This window comes from Mycolicibacterium austroafricanum (assembly GCF_000612725.1).
In the GTDB taxonomy this organism is placed as follows: domain Bacteria; phylum Actinomycetota; class Actinomycetes; order Mycobacteriales; family Mycobacteriaceae; genus Mycobacterium; species Mycobacterium austroafricanum.
Window position 1 is genome coordinate 159895 of the sequence record NZ_HG964458.1, and the last position, 17450, is coordinate 177344.

Consider the following 17450-nt stretch of genomic DNA (forward strand, 5'->3'; position numbering starts at 1 on the left):
GCGATAACGGTTGAGCAAACGAAGGGTCACGGGCCGCACACGCGGCCGATCCGGCCTGTGGAGAATTCGCTAGATACCGTAGCGGGTGAGCTCGGCTGCGGTGATCAGCCGCTCTGCCTTGGCGGGAAACTCACGGCTCTTGACCGGGTGACGGAACAATGTCCAGGCGATTCGACCCACCCGTGTCCGGGTAATCGGGTTGAGGTACATGGCGATTACTCCTGCGGTGTGCAATAGCTGAACCGGGGAGCCACGTTACCCCAGCCCCCTCACCAAGTCATTAGATACCTGCCCGCCGGCAAACTGCCGGAGCCACGCCGAACAATGATCCGATGTTTCTGGCGTGACTGAAGTGACTGATGTGACTCGGTGAGACCGCACTGCAACCGGGCCGTTCACCGAGCGTGCTCTCACGGTTGCGAAATCGATGCAGTCACAACCGCAGGCGCACTCTCGGCGCAGAGGGTGGTGCCTGCTACCGCTGCGGTGCGGCGGTCGGCTTGATCGGCGCGGGCAAGGCCGTGTGGCCCACCAGATACCGATCGGCCGCAGCGGCCGCCGCGCGACCCTCGGCAATGGCCCACACGATCAGCGACTGGCCACGCCCCATGTCACCGGCCACGAACACGCCCGGCACCGAGGTTGCGAACGCCGAATCGCGTGCGACATTGCCGCGCTCGTTGAACTCGACACCCAGATCGGTCAGCAGGCCTTCCCGCTCCGGGCCGGTGAAGCCCATCGCCAGCAACACCAGGTCGGCGTCCATTTCGAAATCGGTGCCGTCGACCTTCTCGAACTTGCCGGCCTTCATCACGACCTCATGGCCACGCAGCCCTGTCACACGGCCGTTCTCACCCACGAACTGCTCCGTGTTGACCGAGTAAACCCGCTCGCCGCCTTCTTCGTGTGCCGAGGTGACCCGGTACATCAACGGATAGGTGGGCCACGGCGTCGAGTCGGCACGCGTCTCCGGCGGGCGGGGCATGATCTCGAACTGGTGCACACTCGCCGCGCCCTGCCGGTGCGAGGTGCCCAGGCAGTCGGCTCCGGTGTCGCCACCGCCGATGATGATGACCTTCTTGCCCTTCGCGGTGATCGGCGGCTGACCGTCGGCGTCGACCACGGGGTCACCGAGCTGAACCCGGTTGGCCCACGGCAGATACTCCATCGCCTGGTGGATACCGTCGAGCTCGCGGCCGGGGATCGGCAGGTCGCGACGCGCGGTCGCGCCGCCGGCGAGCACCACCGCGTCAAACTCCGAACGCAGCTGTGCGGCAGTGATATCCACCCCGACGTTGACGCCGGCACGGAACTCGGTGCCCTCGGCGCGCATCTGCTCCAAGCGCCGGTCGATGTGGCGCTTCTCCATCTTGAATTCCGGGATGCCGTAGCGCAGCAGGCCGCCGATGCGGTCGTCACGCTCGAACACCGTCACCTTGTGGCCGGCCCGCGTCAGCTGCTGAGCTGCGGCCAGGCCTGCAGGTCCGGATCCGACGACGGCGACGGTCTTACCGGTCAGCTTGGTGGGCGGCAACGGCACGACCCAGCCCTCGGCGAACGCGTTGTCGATGATCTCGACCTCGACCTGCTTGATGGTCACCGGGTCCTGATTGATGCCCAACACGCACGATCCCTCGCACGGCGCCGGGCACAGCCGGCCGGTGAATTCGGGGAAGTTGTTCGTGGCGTGCAGCCGCTCGATGGCGTCGTGCCAGCGCCCGGTACGCACCAGATCGTTCCACTCGGGAATCAGGTTGCCCAGCGGGCAACCGTTGTGGCAGAACGGAATACCGCAGTCCATGCAACGGCTGGCCTGGACCTGGAGAGTGTCGTGGGAGAAGTCTTCGTAGACCTCTTTCCAGTCTTTCAACCGCAGGTCGACCGGGCGCCGCTTCGGCGTCTCGCGGTGGGTGTGCTTGAGGAAGCCGCGCGGGTCAGCCATTTGCGGCCGCCATGATCGCCTCGGCGACGCCGTTCTCGTCGGCACCGCTCTGTTGCGCTTCGGCGATTGCCTGCAGCACGCGCTTGAAGTCGCGCGGCATCACCTTCTTGAAATGGCCCAATTCAGTGTTCCAATCAGCCAGAATCCGTTGCCCCACCGCTGAATCGGTGGCGTCAACGTGTTCCTGGACGATGCCGTGGACGAATACGGCGTCGTCGGAGTCGATACCGCCCATGCCCTCGAGTTCGACCATCTCGGCGTTGAGATTGTCGGCCAGCGTGTTGTCCGGGTCGTACACATAGGCGATTCCGCCCGACATGCCCGCCGCGAAGTTGCGTCCGGTGGGGCCCAGGATCACCACACGTCCACCGGTCATGTACTCGCAGCCGTGGTCGCCGACACCTTCGACGACCGCGTGCGCACCCGAGTTGCGGACGGCGAAGCGCTCTCCCACCTGGCCGCGCAGGAACATCTGCCCGCTGGTGGCGCCGAACAGCACCACGTTGCCGGCGATGATGTTGCCTTCAGCCGCATAGCCTTCGGGCGCGCCATCGGAGGGCCGGACCACGACCCGGCCGCCGGACAGCCCCTTTCCGACGTAGTCGTTGGCGTCACCGTAGACCCGCAGCGTGATACCCTTGGGCACGAAGGCGCCGAAGCTGTTGCCGGCCGATCCCTCGAAGGTGATGTCGATGGTGCCGTCCGGAAGCCCCTGCCCGCCATAGGCCTTGGTGACCTCGTGGCCGAGCATGGTGCCGACGGTGCGGTTGACGTTGGCGATGGTGGTCGAGAATCGCACCGGCGTGCCACGGTCCAGGGCTTCCCGGCACTGCGCGATCAGCTGCTGGTCGAGCGCCTTGTCCAAACCGTGGTCCTGACGCGAGCTGCAGTACAGGTCCTGGTTCATGAACGCCGACTCCGGCTCGTGCAGCACGGGTGCCAGGTCCAGCTTGTGGGCCTTCCAATGCTCGGCGGCCTGGGTGGTGTCCAGCGCCCCGACCTGTCCGACCATCTCGTTGACGGTGCGGAAGCCGAGCTGTGCCATGAGTTCCCGCACCTCTTCGGCGATGAACATGAAGAAGTTCTCCACGAACTCCGGCTTGCCGTTGAAGCGCTGGCGCAGCAGCGGGTTCTGGGTGGCGACACCGACGGGACAGGTGTCGAGGTGACAGACCCGCATCATGATGCAGCCGGTCACCACCAGAGGCGCTGTGGCGAAACCGAATTCCTCGGCGCCGAGCAGCGCGGCGACCACCACGTCGCGGCCGGTCTTGAGCTGGCCGTCGACCTGCACGACGATGCGGTCGCGAAGACCGTTGAGCAGCAACGTCTGCTGGGTTTCGGCCAGGCCGAGTTCCCACGGCGCACCTGCGTGCTTCATCGATGTCAGCGGGGTGGCCCCGGTGCCGCCGTCGTGGCCGGAGATCAGCACGACGTCGGCGTGCGCTTTGGACACGCCGGCCGCAACCGTCCCCACCCCGTTCTCGGACACCAGCTTCACGTGGATACGCGCCTGCGGGTTGGCGTTCTTCAGGTCGTGGATGAGCTGCGCGAGATCCTCGATGGAATAGATGTCGTGGTGCGGGGGCGGGGAGATCAGTCCGACGCCCGGTGTGGAGTGACGCACCTCGGCCACCCACGGGTACACCTTGTGGCCCGGAAGCTGTCCGCCCTCACCGGGTTTCGCCCCCTGGGCCATCTTGATCTGGATGTCGGTGCAGTTGGCGAGGTAGTGGCTGGTGACGCCGAACCGGCCCGACGCCACCTGTTTGATGGCGCTGCGCCGCCAGTCGCCGTTCTCGTCGGGGTCGAAGCGGGTGACGGATTCGCCGCCCTCACCGGAATTCGACCGTCCGCCAAGGCGGTTCATCGCGATCGCGAGGGTCTCGTGGGCTTCGGCGGAGATCGAGCCGTAGCTCATCGCGCCTGTCGAGAACCTCTTGACGATCTCACTGGCCGGCTCGACCTCCTCCAGGGGCACCGGCGGGCGGACGCCCTCACGGAACTTGAGCAGGCCGCGCAGCGACGCCATCCGCTCACTCTGGTCGTCGACCAGGCTGGTGTACTCCTTGAAGACCGAGTACTGGCCGGTGCGGGTCGAGTGCTGCAGCTTGAAGACGGTGTCGGGGTTGAACAGGTGGTACTCGCCCTCACGGCGCCACTGGTACTCGCCGCCGACCTCGAGCTCACGGTGCGCCCACTCGTCCGGCCGGTCCAGGTAGGCCAGCGCGTGCCGGGTGGCGACGTCGTCGGCGATGTCGTCGAGGTCGATGCCTCCGACCGGACAGGACAGCCCGGCGAAGTACTCGTCGAGCACGGCCTGGCTGATCCCGATGGCCTGGAAGAGCTGCGCGCCGGTGTAGGACGCCAGCGTGGAGATGCCCATCTTCGACATCACCTTCAGCACGCCCTTGCCGGCGGCCTTCACGTAGTTGGCCTTGGCCTGGTCGCTGCTGATTCCGGAGATGACACCCCGGTCGACCATGTCCTCGATCGACTCGAACGCCATATAGGGGTTGATCGCGGCGGCGCCGAAGCCGCACAGGGCGGCCATGTGGTGCACCTCGCGGGCGTCGCCGGCCTCGACCACGAGGCCGACCTTGGTGCGCGTACGGTCCCGGACCAGGTGATGGTGCACGGCAGAAACCGACAGCAACGACGGGATCGGCGCCATCTGCTCATTGGACTCGCGGTCGGACAGCACGATGATGCGTGCGCCGTCGCGGATCGCCGCCGAGACCTTGGCCCGCACGTTGTCGAGGGCCTCCTTGAGGCCACGGCCTCCGCGGTTGACCGGGTAGAGGCAGCGGATGACCGCGGCGCGCATGCCGTGCTTGTGGCCGCGGATCTCGTGGTCGGGATCGACGCAGATCAGCTTCGACAGCTCGGCGTTGCGCAGGATCGGGTTGGGCAGCACGATCTGGCGGCAGGACTCCGCGTCGGGATTGAGCAGGTCGCCTTCCGGACCGACGGTGCCCTGCAGGCTGGTGACCACCTCTTCGCGGATGGCGTCCAGGGGCGGGTTGGTGACCTGGGCGAACAGCTGCTGGAAGTAGTCGAAGAGCATCCGCGGCCGCGCCGAGAGCACCGCGATCGGGGTGTCGGTGCCCATCGAGCCCAGCGCTTCGGCACCGCTTCGCGCCATCGGCGCCACCAGCAGGTTGAGCTCCTCGTAGGTGTAGCCGAAGATCTGCTGGCGCAGCACCACGCGGTGGTGGGGCATGCGCACGTAGTCGCCCTGCGGCAGCTCGTCGAGGTGGAAGAGCCCGGCGTCGAGCCACTCCTGGTAGGGCTGCCCGGCGGCCAGCTCGGCCTTGATCTCCTCATCGGAGACGATCCGGCCCTGCGCGGTGTCGACGAGGAACATGCGGCCCGGCTGCAGACGCATCTTCTGCACGACGGTGCCGGGGTCGAGGTCGAGCACGCCTGCTTCGGACGCCATCACCACGAGGCCGTCGCTGGTCACCCAGATCCGGGACGGGCGCAGACCGTTGCGGTCGAGCACCGCGCCGACGACGGTGCCGTCGGTGAAGCACACCGCCGCCGGGCCGTCCCAGGGCTCCATCAACGAGGCGTGGTACTGGTAGAAGGCCCGCCGGGCCGGGTCCATCGACTCGTGCCGCTCCCAGGCCTCCGGGATCATCATCAGCACGGCGTGCGGCAGGCTGCGGCCGCCCAGATGCAGCAGCTCGAGCACCTCGTCGAACCGCGCGGTGTCCGACGCACCGGGGGTGCAGATCGGAGTGACCTTCTCCAGGTCCTGACCGCCGAAGATGTCGGTCTTGATCAGTGCCTCGCGGGCCCGCATCCAGTTCTCGTTGCCGGTGACGGTGTTGATCTCACCGTTGTGCGCGACCCGTCGGAAGGGGTGGGCCAGCGGCCAGGACGGGAAGGTGTTGGTCGAGAACCGCGAGTGCACGATGCCGAGCGCACTGGTCATCCGCTCGTCCTGCAGGTCAAGGTAGAACGCCTTGAGCTGGGGCGTGGTCAGCATGCCTTTGTAGACGAACGTCTGCCCGGAAAGGCTTGGGAAGTAGACGGTTTCGCGACCCGGGCCGTCCTGGCCGGGTCCCTTGGTGCCGAGCTCGTGTTCGGCACGCTTGCGCACCACGTACGCGCGCCGTTCCAGCTCCATGCCCGAGGCGCCGGCCAGGAAGATCTGACGGAAGGTCGGCATCGCGTCGCGCGCGAGAGCGCCGAGCGAGGAATCGTCGGTGGGCACGTCCCGCCAGCCGAGTACCTGCAGGCCTTCGGCCTCGGCGATCTTCTCGACCGCCGCGCAGGCGATTGCGGCGTCTTTGGACGACTGCGGCAGGAAGGCCATGCCGGTGGCGTAGCTGCCCGCCTCGGGAAGGTCGAATCCTTCCTTCTCGCAGACGGCGCGGAAGAACTCATCGGGTACCTGCAGCAGGATGCCGGCACCGTCGCCGGTGTTGGGTTCGGCGCCCTGCGCTCCGCGGTGCTCGAGGTTCAGCAGGGCCGTGATGGCCTTGTCGACGATGTCGCGGCTGCGCCGGCCGTGCATGTCGGCCACCATCGCCACGCCGCACGCGTCGTGCTCGAACGCGGGGTTGTAAAGCCCCTGCGCACGCGGAGAGCGATTAGACGCTTGACGACTGGGAGCCATTCCCACCTACCTCTAAGTGCACACGTCTCGACGAGAGTTACGGACGGCAACCGTGGACGAGCGTGTTAACCGGTTCGGCGATGGAAGGTCCTTCGTGCAGCACCGAACGACGGCCCTTTTCCATGCGCCATAAGTGGACAAAACGATATGACAAAAGGCCCCTGACATGCCAACTTAGCCCAACCTAACTTAGTTCGCCCGCCGAGCGCTCCCTTAAAAACCCCCAGCGCACATCACAGATGAATAACGTTGCCGCGGTGACTCTTTCAAACCGTTCGCGCTCCAGCGGGGCCGGTGAGTGCTGGGTCACACTCCCTCCTGCCGCGGATGCAAAGTTTGCTGAAAGTCGGCAGGCCAGTCTTTGCGCTGCATCGACGGGCCCACCACCCTTTGCACAAAGCCTTTCTGGATTCTTAGAAAACCAACCCGCGGCCGGATCGGCGGCATGCCGGCCCCGGCAAACTCCGAGCCGATGCGCCGCTCCGCCGCCGGGCCAGGCAACCCCTCCGTAAAGCACTGGGCGAGAACATCTTTGCGACCGCCCAGGGGCGGCCGGGACGTAACTGTCGCGTTACGGATACCCCGCGGGGGTATCCGTAACGTGGTCCCGGCGTCAAGCTGCAGGTGTGCCCTACCCACTGAACACACCGCTCGGCCGTTTCGGAATCGAGACGTCGGAGGAGACCCGGGACCGTTGCGTGGCCTCCATCCCGGCCAGCGGCCTGGTCAATCCGCTGACCGGCGCCCCGACCCTGGCGCCCCTGGCGATGCTGGTCGACCATGCCGGTGGCCTGATCAACCACGCCCGCCGGGCGGCGCAGGAGTGGACGGTGTCCAGCGAGCTCGCCGTGGAGGTGGCGCCCGGAGCCGCCGAGATCATCGCGTCCACGCCGGACCGCGACGTCGTCGCCGTCTCCCGGCCGCTGGGCCGCAAACGCGCCGCCGCGCTCGGAGTCTGTGAGCTCAGCGTCGGCGCAGAGGTGATCGCCACCGCGACCGTCAGGTCCTTCTACATCACGGTGCCCACCACACTGACGGCGTGGCCGGACAAGCCTTCCGGATCCCTTCCCGGCACCCGGCTGGACGAGCTGATGGCCGTCGAGATCGGCGAGACAGGTGGCAACGCAGCGCTTTTGGTGCAGCATGACGACCCGGTGCTGAACAACAGCGTGGGCGCGGTGCACGGTGGGGTGTCGTCGATGGGGCTGGAGTTGGTCGGCAGCGCCGCAATCAATCGAGACAACGCGGCGCAGCACTATCAGACCGCGTCGCTGCGGGTGAACTTCCTGCGGCCGTTCCACGGCGGCGGCGAGGGGCATTACCGCGCCACGGCGATCCACACCGGGCGCAGCAGCGGCGTGGCCGAGGCGCAGGCTGTGGGCCGCGACGGCAGGACCGCGATCATCGCGCGGCTGACCGCTTACCGCTGACCCGCGGCCCTCCGCAGAGCGCCGCCGGGGAACGGCCGTCCACCCGGTGCGGGACGGCACGCTCCCCGGCGGCAGTCGGGACGCTAGGAGTTCTTCTTGGCTTTCGAGGCTGCGGCCTTCTCGGTGGCGGCACCCTTGTTGACGAGCTCGCCACCGGAGTTCTCCAGGTGCGCCCGGACGAACCACTGGAACTTCTCGAGTTCCCCGGCGTGCCCGATCAGCATGTCCTGCGAGACCAGGTCGAGCTCCTCGAGACGCTCGATGCTCTTGCGGGTGTCCTCGATGACGCCGGTGTACACGAGGTCCAGCGCCGCCAGGTGAGCCTGGACGGTGTCGCGGGCGACCGAGTAGTCGTCCCAGGTGCGGTCGTTGATGATCGCGCCCGGGGTGCCCAGCGGCGAAGTCCCCAGGGCGGCGATCCGCTCAGCCACCTCGTCGGCGTATCCGCGGACCAGCTCCACCTGCGGGTCGATCATCTCGTGGACGCCGATGAAGTTGGGCCCCACCACATTCCAATGCACGTGCTTGAGGGTGAGGTGCAGGTCGTTGTACCTACTGAGCGCCTTCTGCAGCAGCTCGGCGACTTCGGCTCCCTGCTTGTCGGTCAGGCCGGGAACGGTGAACGCAGTCATTACTTGCTCCTTCGCACGATTGACTTCCCGCCCCGTGTACCCGGGTGTGTGGGCAGGTAATCACCTGTGACGTGGAGGTCACAGATCGGCGAGATGCGGGATCGGCAGCCGCGGCCCGAAGCGCGGTTTGAACGCCAGTCCGCTGACTTCGAGCAGCCGCACCGCCCGGTGGCGGTGCGGTCGCAGCGGTTCGAGCAGCTCGACCATCTGCGGATCGTCGATCGGATGCCCGAGCAGGGTCCACCCGACCACGCCGGAAAGGTGGTAGTCGCCCACCGACAGCGCGTCCGCATCCCCCAGGGCGCGCTGTGCGGTCTCCGCGGCGGTCCAGATCCCGACACCGGGCAGCGACATCATCGCGGTCCGCGCCGCCTCGCCGGGCCGGTCGACGAGCCGCTCCAGCGCGTCGGCTCGTTGTGCGCAGCCGACGACGGTGCGCGCGCGCCGTGGGTCGACGTTGGCGCGGTGGAACTCCCACGACGGGATGCGACGCCAGGCCTCGGCGGTCGGCGGGACCCGCATGTGGGCCGGCGCGGGACCGGGGGCGGGGGCACCGTAGCGGGTCACCAGCAGCCGCCACGCCCTGAACGCGTCCTTGCCCACCACCCGTTGTTCCAGGACTGCGGGGATGATGGCCTCCAGGACACGCCCGGTGCGGCCCAGCCGCAGATGGGGTGCCTTGCGGAGGGCGGCGGCGACCGTCGGCTCCTGCGGATCGAACCCTGCGGCGTCGTCGTCGGCGCCCAGCAGCCCCGGCAGGGTGTCGGTGAACTCGGCGGCGCCCGGCCCCCATGCTTCGCAGTCGACAGTGGCGGGCGCACTGCGGCTCAGCCGGGCCGTGACGGGCCCGCTGCGCATCAGGCTGGTCCGCCAGATCGCCCCGTCGGAGGCGTCGTGGTAGCACGGGTCGCCGCGGCCGCGGCGCAGCGGGGAGAGCGTCCAGCCGGGATTCACCGGGCCGGCGAACTCCACGCTGGCCGAGATCCGCATCGCCTCAGCCTAGGGGTGCACGGTGACATCGGCCTTGTCCGCGTAGAACGCGACGTGGCCGGCGATCTGTGCGACGGCGGGGTGGGGCTCGCGGTAGGTCCAGATCGCGTCGGCGACGGTCTGCCCACCGGCGACGACGTCGAAGTAGCCGGCCTGGCCCTTGTACGGGCAGTACGTCGCGGTGTCGCTCGGGCGGAGCCGTTCGGTGACCACGTCTGCCATCGGAATATATTGCACGGCAGGGTAACTGGATTCCTGCAGGGTCAGAGCAGAGTCGGTCTCGGCGATGGTCTCGCCGTTCACCCGGACGACGACGTGCCTGCCGGTCGGCACGACGGTGATCGGATGGGCCGGGGAGGGCTCCAGGACAGGTCGATCGGTCATGCCACCATTGAACGCCTAGTGCGGGCGGCCGGCGATCTTGTCGGCGACGACGGCGATCGGCGACGTCCTTCTGGCGCCGCGGGCCTCGTGCCAGTCGGCGGCCTTGTACGCGAGATACATCCCCCGCACCCCCAGCCAGCGCAACGGTTCGGGCTCCCAGCTCTTCGAGCGGTGCCCGACCCAGGGCAGACGTGTCAGCGGCGACTGGCGGCCGAGCACCAGGTCGGTCAGCGTGCGCGCGGCCAGGTTGGTCGCGGTCACCCCGTGACCGACATAGCCGCCCGCCCACCCGAGCCCGGTCTCCCTGTCGAAGTCGACGGTCGCCTCCCAGTCCCGCGGCACCGCCAGCACGCCGCACCAGCCGTGCGCGATCGGGACATCGGCCACCTGCGGCAGGATCGAGTGCAGCGTCGCGGTCAGGTGGGCGATGGTGCGTTCGGGCACCCGCCCGTCCCGGTCGATGCGCGATGCGAACCGATAGGGCACACTGCGTCCGCCGATGGCGATCCGGTCGTCGACGGTGCGCTGGGCGTAGAAGAAGCCGTGCGCCGTGTCCCCCAGAGTTTCCCTGCCCTGCCAGCCGATGGTGTCCCAAACCTGTTCGGGCACGGGATCGGTCGCGATCATCGAGCTGTTCATCGGCAGCCAGCGGCGCTTGAGCCCGGGGAGTGCCGCGGTGAACCCCTCGGTGGCGCGCAGCACGACGGGGGCGGTCACGGCGCCCCACGGGGTCACCGCGCGGCCCGCGCCGATCTCGATCACCGGTGAACGCTCGTAGACGGCGACGCCGAGGCGCTCCACGGTGTCGGCGAGCCCGCGGACCAGCTGGGCCGGCTGGATCCGGGCGCAGTGCGGATTGTGATAGCCGGCGACCACACCGTCGAGCCGGATGCGTCGTGTCGCCTCGTCGGCGGTCAGCGGCTCGATGCCGTCGACCTGCCATCGGCGTTCGGCCTCGACGGCCGCCGCCAGCCGGGACGCCTGGGCGGCGTTGCGGGCGACCTCCAGCGTTCCGCCTTTGACGATGCCGGCGTCGATGCCCTCGCGCCCGGCGACGGCGATCACCTCGTCGACCGCGTCGTTGAGGGCGCGCTGCCAGGCCACCACACCGTCACGGCCGTACCGCCGCGCCATTCGCTCACGGTCGCCCGGCACCAGGCCCGACAGCCAGCCGCCGTTGCGGCCGGACGCGCCGAATCCGGCGAACCGTGCCTCCAGCACGACGATGCGCAGCGACGGGTCCGCCCGCTTGAGGTAGTAGGCCGTCCACAGCCCGGTGTATCCGGCGCCGACGATGCACACGTCGGCATCCCGGCTGCCCGGCAGGGGTCCGCGGCTGAAGGGCAGCTCATCGAACCAGTGGGACACGTAGCCGTTCACCGGCGCTCGGGTAGGCACCGGGAGATTGTCGCAGCCCAGCGGGAATGTCGGTGCCGAGGTGCAGGCTGGCGTCATGTGTTGGTTGTGCGAACACCCGACTGCAACCCCACAGGACTATCTCGCGGTCCTGCGGGACAAGGCGCGCAAGCACGGCTGGGCGGTCCAGTATGTCGAGGACGAAAGCCACCCGTTCGCCTACACGGTCGGGCTGAATGACTGGAATCTGCCCGAGTTGTTGGTGACAGGTGTGCCGCCGTCGGCGTCGACATGGCTTCTGCGCTCGGTCGCGCGCAGAGCCCTGCGGGGTCTCCGCGTGGTAGCAGGCGCTCGGCTGGCGGTGGAAGAAGGCCCGCTCATCGAGTTCGTCGACGTGGATCACCCCGATGTCCATCTGTGCTGGGCGGTCAATCACGCAGAAGGTCCGATCCGTGCCCTGCAGGTGGTGTGGGCCGACAGGCACGGTCACTGGCCGTGGTCGGACAGGTTCTGCGACGGCCATGGATGCCAGCCGGTGTTCGGAAAGCGGGCTCAGACCTCCTGACTCAGAAGGCGTACCGATGGAACTGGGACATGGTCCGCGCCGCCGGGATGCGGTTCATCACCGCGCCCAACAACCGGTAGACGCCGGGCAGCCGATCGAACACGTCGGACTCGAAGACCGGAACCCATTGCAGCAGACGGGTTCCCGGGACGGAATCCAGGATGTCCTCCGGCCCGTTGATCGCCCAGTACAGCGTGGAGCCCGACCGACGCACCACCGCGTTACTCCACTGCGCCTTGATGCCGAGCCAATTGAACGCGTCGAATTGCAGTTCGCCCGAGGGAAAGCGGTCGACGACACGGCGCAGCAATGCGACGCCGTCGGCCTCGCGGAGGTACATGGTCAGGCCTTCCCCGATCACGAGGGCCGGACGGTCGTCGGGGATGTCGGCGAGCCATGCCGGGTCGGTGACCGACGCCGCGACCACATGGTTGCCGGGTCGCACCGGGTAGAACCGCTCCCGAAGCGCGGCCACCTGCGGATAGTCGACGTCGTACCAGTCGACGCCGTCTCCGGGCTGCACCCGAAGGAACCGGCTGTCGAGGCCGCAGCCCAGGTGTACGACCACAGCTCGGGGGTGCGCTGCGAGGAACTGCTCCGTCCAGAAATCGAAGTGGGCCGAGCGCAGCGTCACCGATGGCGCGTTGCGCGTGGTGATGGTGGTCGACGACCAGTCGTAGTCGATCCGGTCGACGATGTCTCTGGCCCAGGTGTCGTTGAGCACCGAGTCGGGGGCGCCGGCATCGAGCGCCTTGGCGTACAGGGTCGCCAACATGGTCTGCGGAGAACCGTGCAGGTCGACGCGCAGTCGATCGCTCACGAACTCGACGCTAGTCCCGCCGCGGCCGTCCGGGAAGTGACTGAACGCGCCACGGCGTGCCGTTCAGCCCGCTGCCTTGCCTGCCCGCTTCGCGGCACGCAGACCCACCCAGAACTTCGCGGCCTCGCGGATGGACTCCTCGACAGGTCTTGGCTGCCAACCCAATTCACGCTTGGCCTTGCCGCAGTCCACCGGCGCCTCGGCCCGCATCAGACGCAGCGAGTCCAGCGAGAGTCGTTCGTCGGTGCCCTTGAGCCGGCCCTTGAGGCTGCCCAGCGCGGCCATCGCGTAGGACAGCGGCAGCGGCATCGTCCTCGACGGTGCGGGCACCCCGGCGGCTTCGGCGGCGATCCGCACGACGTCGGCGTTGGAGATCATCTTCTCCGAGATCAGATAACGCTCGCCGACCCGGCCCTTCTCCGCGGCCAGCAGCAGTGCGTGTGCCGCGTCCTCGACCCCGACGGCCTCCAGTTCGATGCCGCCCAGCACGAACGGCAGCTTGCCGAACGCCGCGCCGGCGATGATCGCCCCGTGCGGGGTGCGCCCCCAGTCCCCGGCGCCGTAGGTGGTCGACACACACATCGCCACTGCGGGCAGCCCGCGGGTCCGGGCGTACTCCAGGACCAGATTCTCGGCCTGTACCCGCGACCGGACGTACGGGGTCAGCCCGCGATCCGCGATCACGTCGGCCTCGGTGGCCACCCGCCCGCGCCTGCGCCCGACGGTGACGTAGCTGCTGGTGAAGACGAACTTGCGCAGCCCCGCGGCCACGGCCGGTTCGACGGCGATATTCAGGACGTTGCGGGTGCCTTCGACGTTGGTGCGGAACAGCGGCGCCGGGTCGCGCAGCCAGCCGCGGGTGTCGACGACGCAGTAGTACACGACGTCGCATCCGGTCATCGCCTCGCGCAGCACGTCGTCGTCCCAGATGTCTCCGACAAAGCGCGTGACGGTCAGGTCGTCGATGCCGATCGTGTTGGCGCCCTCGCGCACCATCACGCGCACGTCCTGGCCGTCGGCGACGAGCCGGCGGGTGACGTGGCTGCCGAGGTAACCGTTGGCGCCGATGACCAGAGCCGTCATAGGGCGCCCCGACCGCCGGGAGAGAATTTCGCCATCCACTGCGCCGCCTCGTCGGGCAGCGTCCCGAGTTCTTCGGCCTTCCTGCACCACTTGACCGTCGCCGACACGAACCGCAGCGGGTTGTAGATGTCCTCCTGGCGTTTCCACTTCCCGTCACCGGCATAGGTGAGGATCGAGATGTTGGTCGCGCTGATGATGGTGCCGTCACCGGGGTCGCGCATCGGGTTGTCGAGTTCGCAGATGATGCGTGCGGTCGCTTCGTCGATGACGCTCCACAGCGACGGGAACGACGTCATGTAGCTGCCGGGGAAGGACTCCATGGTCTTCCAGATCCATGGCCGGACCTCGTCGCGGCCGCGCATCGTGCCTGCGGCGTGCTCGATGTAGAGGATGTCGTCGGTGTACTGGTCAACCCAGGGATCCCAGTCCCGGGTCTGTGCTGCACGGTCGACCGTCTTCTCGAACCCCGCGAACGCCTCGGCGAGCTCGTCCCGCGTGAAAGTGTTGCCCGTCACACCTGGAAATAGAACACGTTCTACCTGCCGTTGTCGAGGCCGGTCAGGTCACGCTGAGCACACGGCGCGCGCCGAGGGGCTGCTGCAGCGGCACATCGAGCCCGCCGAACAGCGCGATCGCGATGCAGGCCCGGTCCAGCGCCGAGGGCAGCGTCCCGGTCCGCAGGTCGACGAGCACCGCGTCGGACGACTCCTGCACGGTCGCGGACACGCCGTAGCACTCCGGCGTTCCGGTCGTGAAGTGCAGCCGGACCGTCCGCTCGTCGATGACGCGGCTCCATGCCTGCGGTCGCGTCGGGTACGCGTCGACGATGGCCGGGTTGTCGACGAACATCGCGGCCGGGGTGCCCGTGGGGGTTTCCGGAACCGGCACCGGCGCCGGCGGCTGGGCGGCGGCCGGACCGCCCCCGGTCCCGAGCATCATCAGCATCGCCAGGACGATGCCCGCAACTGAGCGCATCCGTCCTTTCTAGTCCCGGTCCGGTCAGAAGTCCCACGAGTACGGGCCCGTGTTCGCGCGCAGGTCTCCGGCGCCGTTGCCCTGGACGAACCGCACCCTGACGTAGACCTCGTCGGTGCCGTCGTCCTCGTCGAGTTGCGATCGCGGCACGCTGATCTCGCGGAGGAACCTGATACCGAACGGCGAGGCCGTCATCCAGCCGCCGGGCGGGCCCGGCATGCCGATGTATCCGTGTGGCGACCCGATCATGGGGTCGTTCTCACCGGGGTCATCGGCGTAGACGATGTAGTCCATCCCCCCACCGGGTCCGAGATGGTTGACCCTGTCGTGCGCGTCGCCCTCACTCATCGGGAACGTCCCCTGGATCTTGAGGACGTAGTTCGCCGGGTTGGCCGGGTCGACGACCACACTCGACAGGTGCACCCCAGGGCTCTGCTGTGGCGCCGCCTGCGCCGGACCGACGCCGGCGGCCAGCCCGAGGGCAACCATGACCGCGGTCGTGGCTCCGGCTTTTGATCCGATGTTCTTCATGGTGTTCATTCCTTTCTGGTGATCCGGGGCCGCCGGAACGGCCGGCCCCGTTGTCTCGCTTCGCACTAACCGTCGGCGCCATCGCGGCCGTTGCTGCCGTCGACGGTCTTCCCGTCGCCGCCCGCCCCGCCGCGGCCCCCTCGGCCGCCCGGACCGGCGTTGCCGCCGTCACCGCCGCCTCCGCCATAGCCGTTGCCTGTGGTGGAGCCCCCGGCCCCACCGTCGCCACCTGTGCCGCCGTTGCCTCCGCGACCGCCCACCCCGCCGTCGCCACCGTCTCCACCTATGCCGTCGTTGGAGTTGGACACCGCGCCGCCGCCATTTCCGCCGCTCCCGCCAGAGGAGCCGGCACCGCCCGCACCGCCGTCACCGCCACCACCGCCGTTGGCCGTGCTCGACGTGCTCTGGCCGGAACCCCCGGCCCCACCTGAGCCGCCGCGGCCGGCCAGGCCGCCACCTGTTCCGCCGTCGCCGCCGTAGCCGCCGGCGCCGAGGCCGCTGTTGGAGGTGCCTATTCCGCCATTCCCGCCCCGGCCGCCGACCCCGATGACATCGACGTCCCCGCCGTCTCCACCGTTGCCGCCCACGGCGGTCTTCTGGCCCACGGCGTTTCCGCCGTTGCCGCCCATCCCGGCCCCGCCCACCCCGCGGCCATCACCGCCGTCACCGCCGTCGCCGGCGTAGGCGCCGTAGTCACTGCCTGCGCCGCCACCTGCGCCGCCGTCGCCTGCCCGGCCGGCCGGAGAGGCATCGCCGCCGGCGCCGCCGCGGCCGCCGTAGGCGACGCCGCCGCTGGAGTTGCCGCCGCCGCCGGTACCGCCGCCGCCTGCCTTGCCGAAAATCCCTGCGCTGCCGCCGGTTCCACCCACTCCGCCGTAGGAGGTTCCTGTCGCGATGCCCGCGCCCCCCGCGCCGCCCGTGCCACCGTTGCCGAGCAGGAGACCACCGCGTCCACCCTTGCCGCCCGCTCCGCCGGCGGCGCCGCCCACACCGGTGTTGTTGTAGTCCGTGCCGCCGGTTCCACCGGCGCCTCCGGTGCCGAACAGCCCTGCGTTGCCGCCGGTTCCGCCCACTTGCCCGCGCAGCCCCATGCCTCCCCGGCCGCCGTCGCCGAACAGTCCCGCGTTGCCTCCGGCCCCGCCGTTGGCCCCGGCACCTCCGTTGCCGAACAGGATCCCGCCGTTGCCTCCGCGGCAGGCAGCCCCGACACAGTTGGACGTGGCATCCACACCGTTGCCGATCAGCAGGCCGCCGGGTCCGATCAGGCCGAGGAACGCCCCGGTAGGGGTGAACAGCCCGGAACTCGACGGACCGACCTCGGTCCGTGTGTCCGTGTGGTTCCGCCGAACCGACACGGGGCCGGTCGGTTCGCCGCCCCCGTCGGCGGCAACCGATCGTGTGCGCTCGGGACGGTGCGGGCGGCTTCCTGCTTGGACCGGCCCGAGCGCAAGTCCGTCGAAGATGGGGTGCGGGTCGACTGGGTGCAGCACCCGACCCGGACTGGTGTCCGCACCGACAGCCACCGTCCGAGGTGCGCCGGTCGCCGCAGTCCGGGGGCTCTGCCGAGCGGGCACGGATGTCGCCGTCGTGCTCGCAGAGAGCGGCTTATGCTCTGGGACAGAATGGGTTTCGCTCGAGGGGGCGGTTCCGAACGCGGTGAGCACACCTGCGGTCAGGGCCATTGTCATCATGGTGTTCATCCGGTTGTCACTCCTGCGCATCGGGTGGTGTTTGCGGCCGGATCTCGTTGGTGATCAGGCACACCGCGTTCGCCGGCAGTCCGCCACGCCGAGAGTGTTCGCGGATCACACCTTCGTCGTCGGCCTCGTGGACGCAGTAGATCTTGTCGGCGGCGACGTAGCTGTTCACCCATCGGTACGGCACGCCGAGTGAGGCTGCCGCAGTGTTGGACCTGTTCGAGATCTCTTTCAGTTCAGCGTCGGTCAGTTGGCCGGCGCCGGGCATCTCCCGCTCGATGATGAATCGCTTCACGGCATTCGGCTCCTATCGGGTGTCACGGCCCGCCCGGCTTGATGGACCGGGTCCACGCTCGACGATCTGCCTGCCGCAGACATCGGCACCCGATGCCCATGTTCACGCTGCCCGGGTCGCTGC

Annotated in this window: 15 protein-coding genes; 2 read left to right on the top strand and 13 right to left on the bottom strand. The window is 68.8% G+C overall.

Annotated elements, in window-relative coordinates:
* Window positions 1-475: 475 nt before the first annotated feature.
* A complete protein-coding gene (locus tag BN976_RS27335; protein WP_036375769.1) occupies window positions 476-1942 on the bottom strand; it encodes a glutamate synthase subunit beta in 1467 nt (488 codons plus the stop codon).
* Complete coding sequence (gene gltB / locus BN976_RS27340) at window positions 1935-6569, bottom strand: glutamate synthase large subunit (RefSeq protein WP_036375773.1); 4635 nt, start codon at window positions 6567-6569, stop codon at window positions 1935-1937. The genes BN976_RS27335 and gltB overlap by 8 nt, the downstream gene beginning before the upstream one ends.
* 626 nt (window positions 6570-7195) lie before the next feature.
* Here gltB and BN976_RS27345 point away from each other — a divergent pair.
* Window positions 7196-7999 carry a PaaI family thioesterase gene (locus BN976_RS27345; RefSeq protein WP_011782816.1) on the top strand — a complete coding sequence of 268 codons (804 nt, stop codon included), beginning with the start codon at window positions 7196-7198 and terminating at the stop codon, window positions 7997-7999.
* An 83-nt stretch (window positions 8000-8082) separates the two neighbouring features.
* Here BN976_RS27345 and BN976_RS27350 read toward each other — a convergent pair whose 3' ends face one another.
* The 4 genes from BN976_RS27350 to BN976_RS27365 form a co-directional block, all read right to left on the bottom strand.
* Entirely contained in the window at window positions 8083-8631 is a 549-nt protein-coding gene (locus tag BN976_RS27350; RefSeq protein ID WP_011782817.1) for a Dps family protein, read from the bottom strand.
* A 78-nt stretch (window positions 8632-8709) separates the two neighbouring features.
* Window positions 8710-9621: a DNA-3-methyladenine glycosylase family protein gene (locus BN976_RS27355; RefSeq protein WP_036375776.1), complete on the bottom strand. Its 912-nt coding sequence runs from the start codon at window positions 9619-9621 to the stop codon at window positions 8710-8712.
* 9 nt (window positions 9622-9630) lie between these two features.
* The gene (locus BN976_RS27360; protein WP_011782819.1) at window positions 9631-10005 is read right to left on the bottom strand and encodes a DUF427 domain-containing protein; all 375 of its coding nucleotides are present in this window, start codon (window positions 10003-10005) and stop codon (window positions 9631-9633) included.
* Between the two features lie 15 nt (window positions 10006-10020).
* On the bottom strand, window positions 10021-11403 hold the full coding sequence (locus BN976_RS27365) for an NAD(P)/FAD-dependent oxidoreductase (protein WP_036375779.1): 1383 nt from the start codon (window positions 11401-11403) through the stop codon (window positions 10021-10023).
* Window positions 11404-11458: 55 nt separating this feature from the next.
* Between BN976_RS27365 and BN976_RS27370 the strand changes: the two genes are divergently transcribed.
* Window positions 11459-11926, top strand: coding sequence for a DUF4262 domain-containing protein (locus tag BN976_RS27370; RefSeq protein WP_036375782.1), 468 nt, complete (start codon window positions 11459-11461; stop codon window positions 11924-11926).
* 1 nt (window position 11927) lies between these two features.
* On the opposite strand, the gene BN976_RS27375 is transcribed toward BN976_RS27370, so the two are convergent.
* From BN976_RS27375 to BN976_RS27405, 7 genes are all read right to left on the bottom strand, one after another.
* On the bottom strand, window positions 11928-12734 hold the full coding sequence (locus tag BN976_RS27375) for a class I SAM-dependent methyltransferase (protein ID WP_036375993.1): 807 nt from the start codon (window positions 12732-12734) through the stop codon (window positions 11928-11930).
* Between the two features lie 75 nt (window positions 12735-12809).
* Complete coding sequence (locus BN976_RS27380; RefSeq protein WP_011782822.1) at window positions 12810-13829, bottom strand: NAD-dependent epimerase/dehydratase family protein; 1020 nt, start codon at window positions 13827-13829, stop codon at window positions 12810-12812.
* Window positions 13826-14344 carry a nuclear transport factor 2 family protein gene (locus BN976_RS27385; RefSeq protein WP_011782823.1) on the bottom strand — a complete coding sequence of 173 codons (519 nt, stop codon included), beginning with the start codon at window positions 14342-14344 and terminating at the stop codon, window positions 13826-13828. Before BN976_RS27385 ends, BN976_RS27380 begins: the two co-directional genes overlap by 4 nt.
* Before the next feature lie 43 nt (window positions 14345-14387).
* The gene (locus BN976_RS27390; protein ID WP_036375785.1) at window positions 14388-14804 is read right to left on the bottom strand and encodes a hypothetical protein; all 417 of its coding nucleotides are present in this window, start codon (window positions 14802-14804) and stop codon (window positions 14388-14390) included.
* Between the two features lie 24 nt (window positions 14805-14828).
* Window positions 14829-15335 (bottom strand): hypothetical protein, encoded by a 507-nt coding sequence (locus BN976_RS27395; protein ID WP_145977987.1) that lies wholly within the window; start codon window positions 15333-15335, stop codon window positions 14829-14831.
* Between the two features lie 65 nt (window positions 15336-15400).
* Window positions 15401-16690 (bottom strand): PGRS repeat-containing protein, encoded by a 1290-nt coding sequence (locus BN976_RS34640; RefSeq protein ID WP_158498045.1) that lies wholly within the window; start codon window positions 16688-16690, stop codon window positions 15401-15403.
* Window positions 16691-17042: 352 nt separating this feature from the next.
* On the bottom strand, window positions 17043-17327 hold the full coding sequence (locus tag BN976_RS27405) for a DUF4242 domain-containing protein (protein WP_036375791.1): 285 nt from the start codon (window positions 17325-17327) through the stop codon (window positions 17043-17045).
* Window positions 17328-17450: the final 123 nt, after the last annotated feature.

Excerpts from the sequence above, each read along its gene's own strand:
- gltB (WP_036375773.1), bottom strand. The coding sequence starts at position 6,569 with ATGGCTCCCAGTCGTCAAGCGTCTAATCGCTCTCCGCGTGCGCAGGGG.
- BN976_RS27370 (WP_036375782.1), top strand. The coding sequence starts at position 11,459 with ATGTGTTGGTTGTGCGAACACCCGACTGCAACCCCACAGGACTATCTC.
- BN976_RS27335 (WP_036375769.1), bottom strand. The coding sequence starts at position 1,942 with ATGGCTGACCCGCGCGGCTTCCTCAAGCACACCCACCGCGAGACGCCG.
- BN976_RS27380 (WP_011782822.1), bottom strand. The coding sequence starts at position 13,829 with ATGACGGCTCTGGTCATCGGCGCCAACGGTTACCTCGGCAGCCACGTC.
- BN976_RS27390 (WP_036375785.1), bottom strand. The coding sequence starts at position 14,804 with ATGCGCTCAGTTGCGGGCATCGTCCTGGCGATGCTGATGATGCTCGGG.
- BN976_RS27395 (WP_145977987.1), bottom strand. The coding sequence starts at position 15,335 with ATGAAGAACATCGGATCAAAAGCCGGAGCCACGACCGCGGTCATGGTT.
- BN976_RS27350 (WP_011782817.1), bottom strand. The coding sequence starts at position 8,631 with ATGACTGCGTTCACCGTTCCCGGCCTGACCGACAAGCAGGGAGCCGAA.
- BN976_RS27355 (WP_036375776.1), bottom strand. The coding sequence starts at position 9,621 with ATGCGGATCTCGGCCAGCGTGGAGTTCGCCGGCCCGGTGAATCCCGGC.
- BN976_RS27360 (WP_011782819.1), bottom strand. The coding sequence starts at position 10,005 with ATGACCGATCGACCTGTCCTGGAGCCCTCCCCGGCCCATCCGATCACC.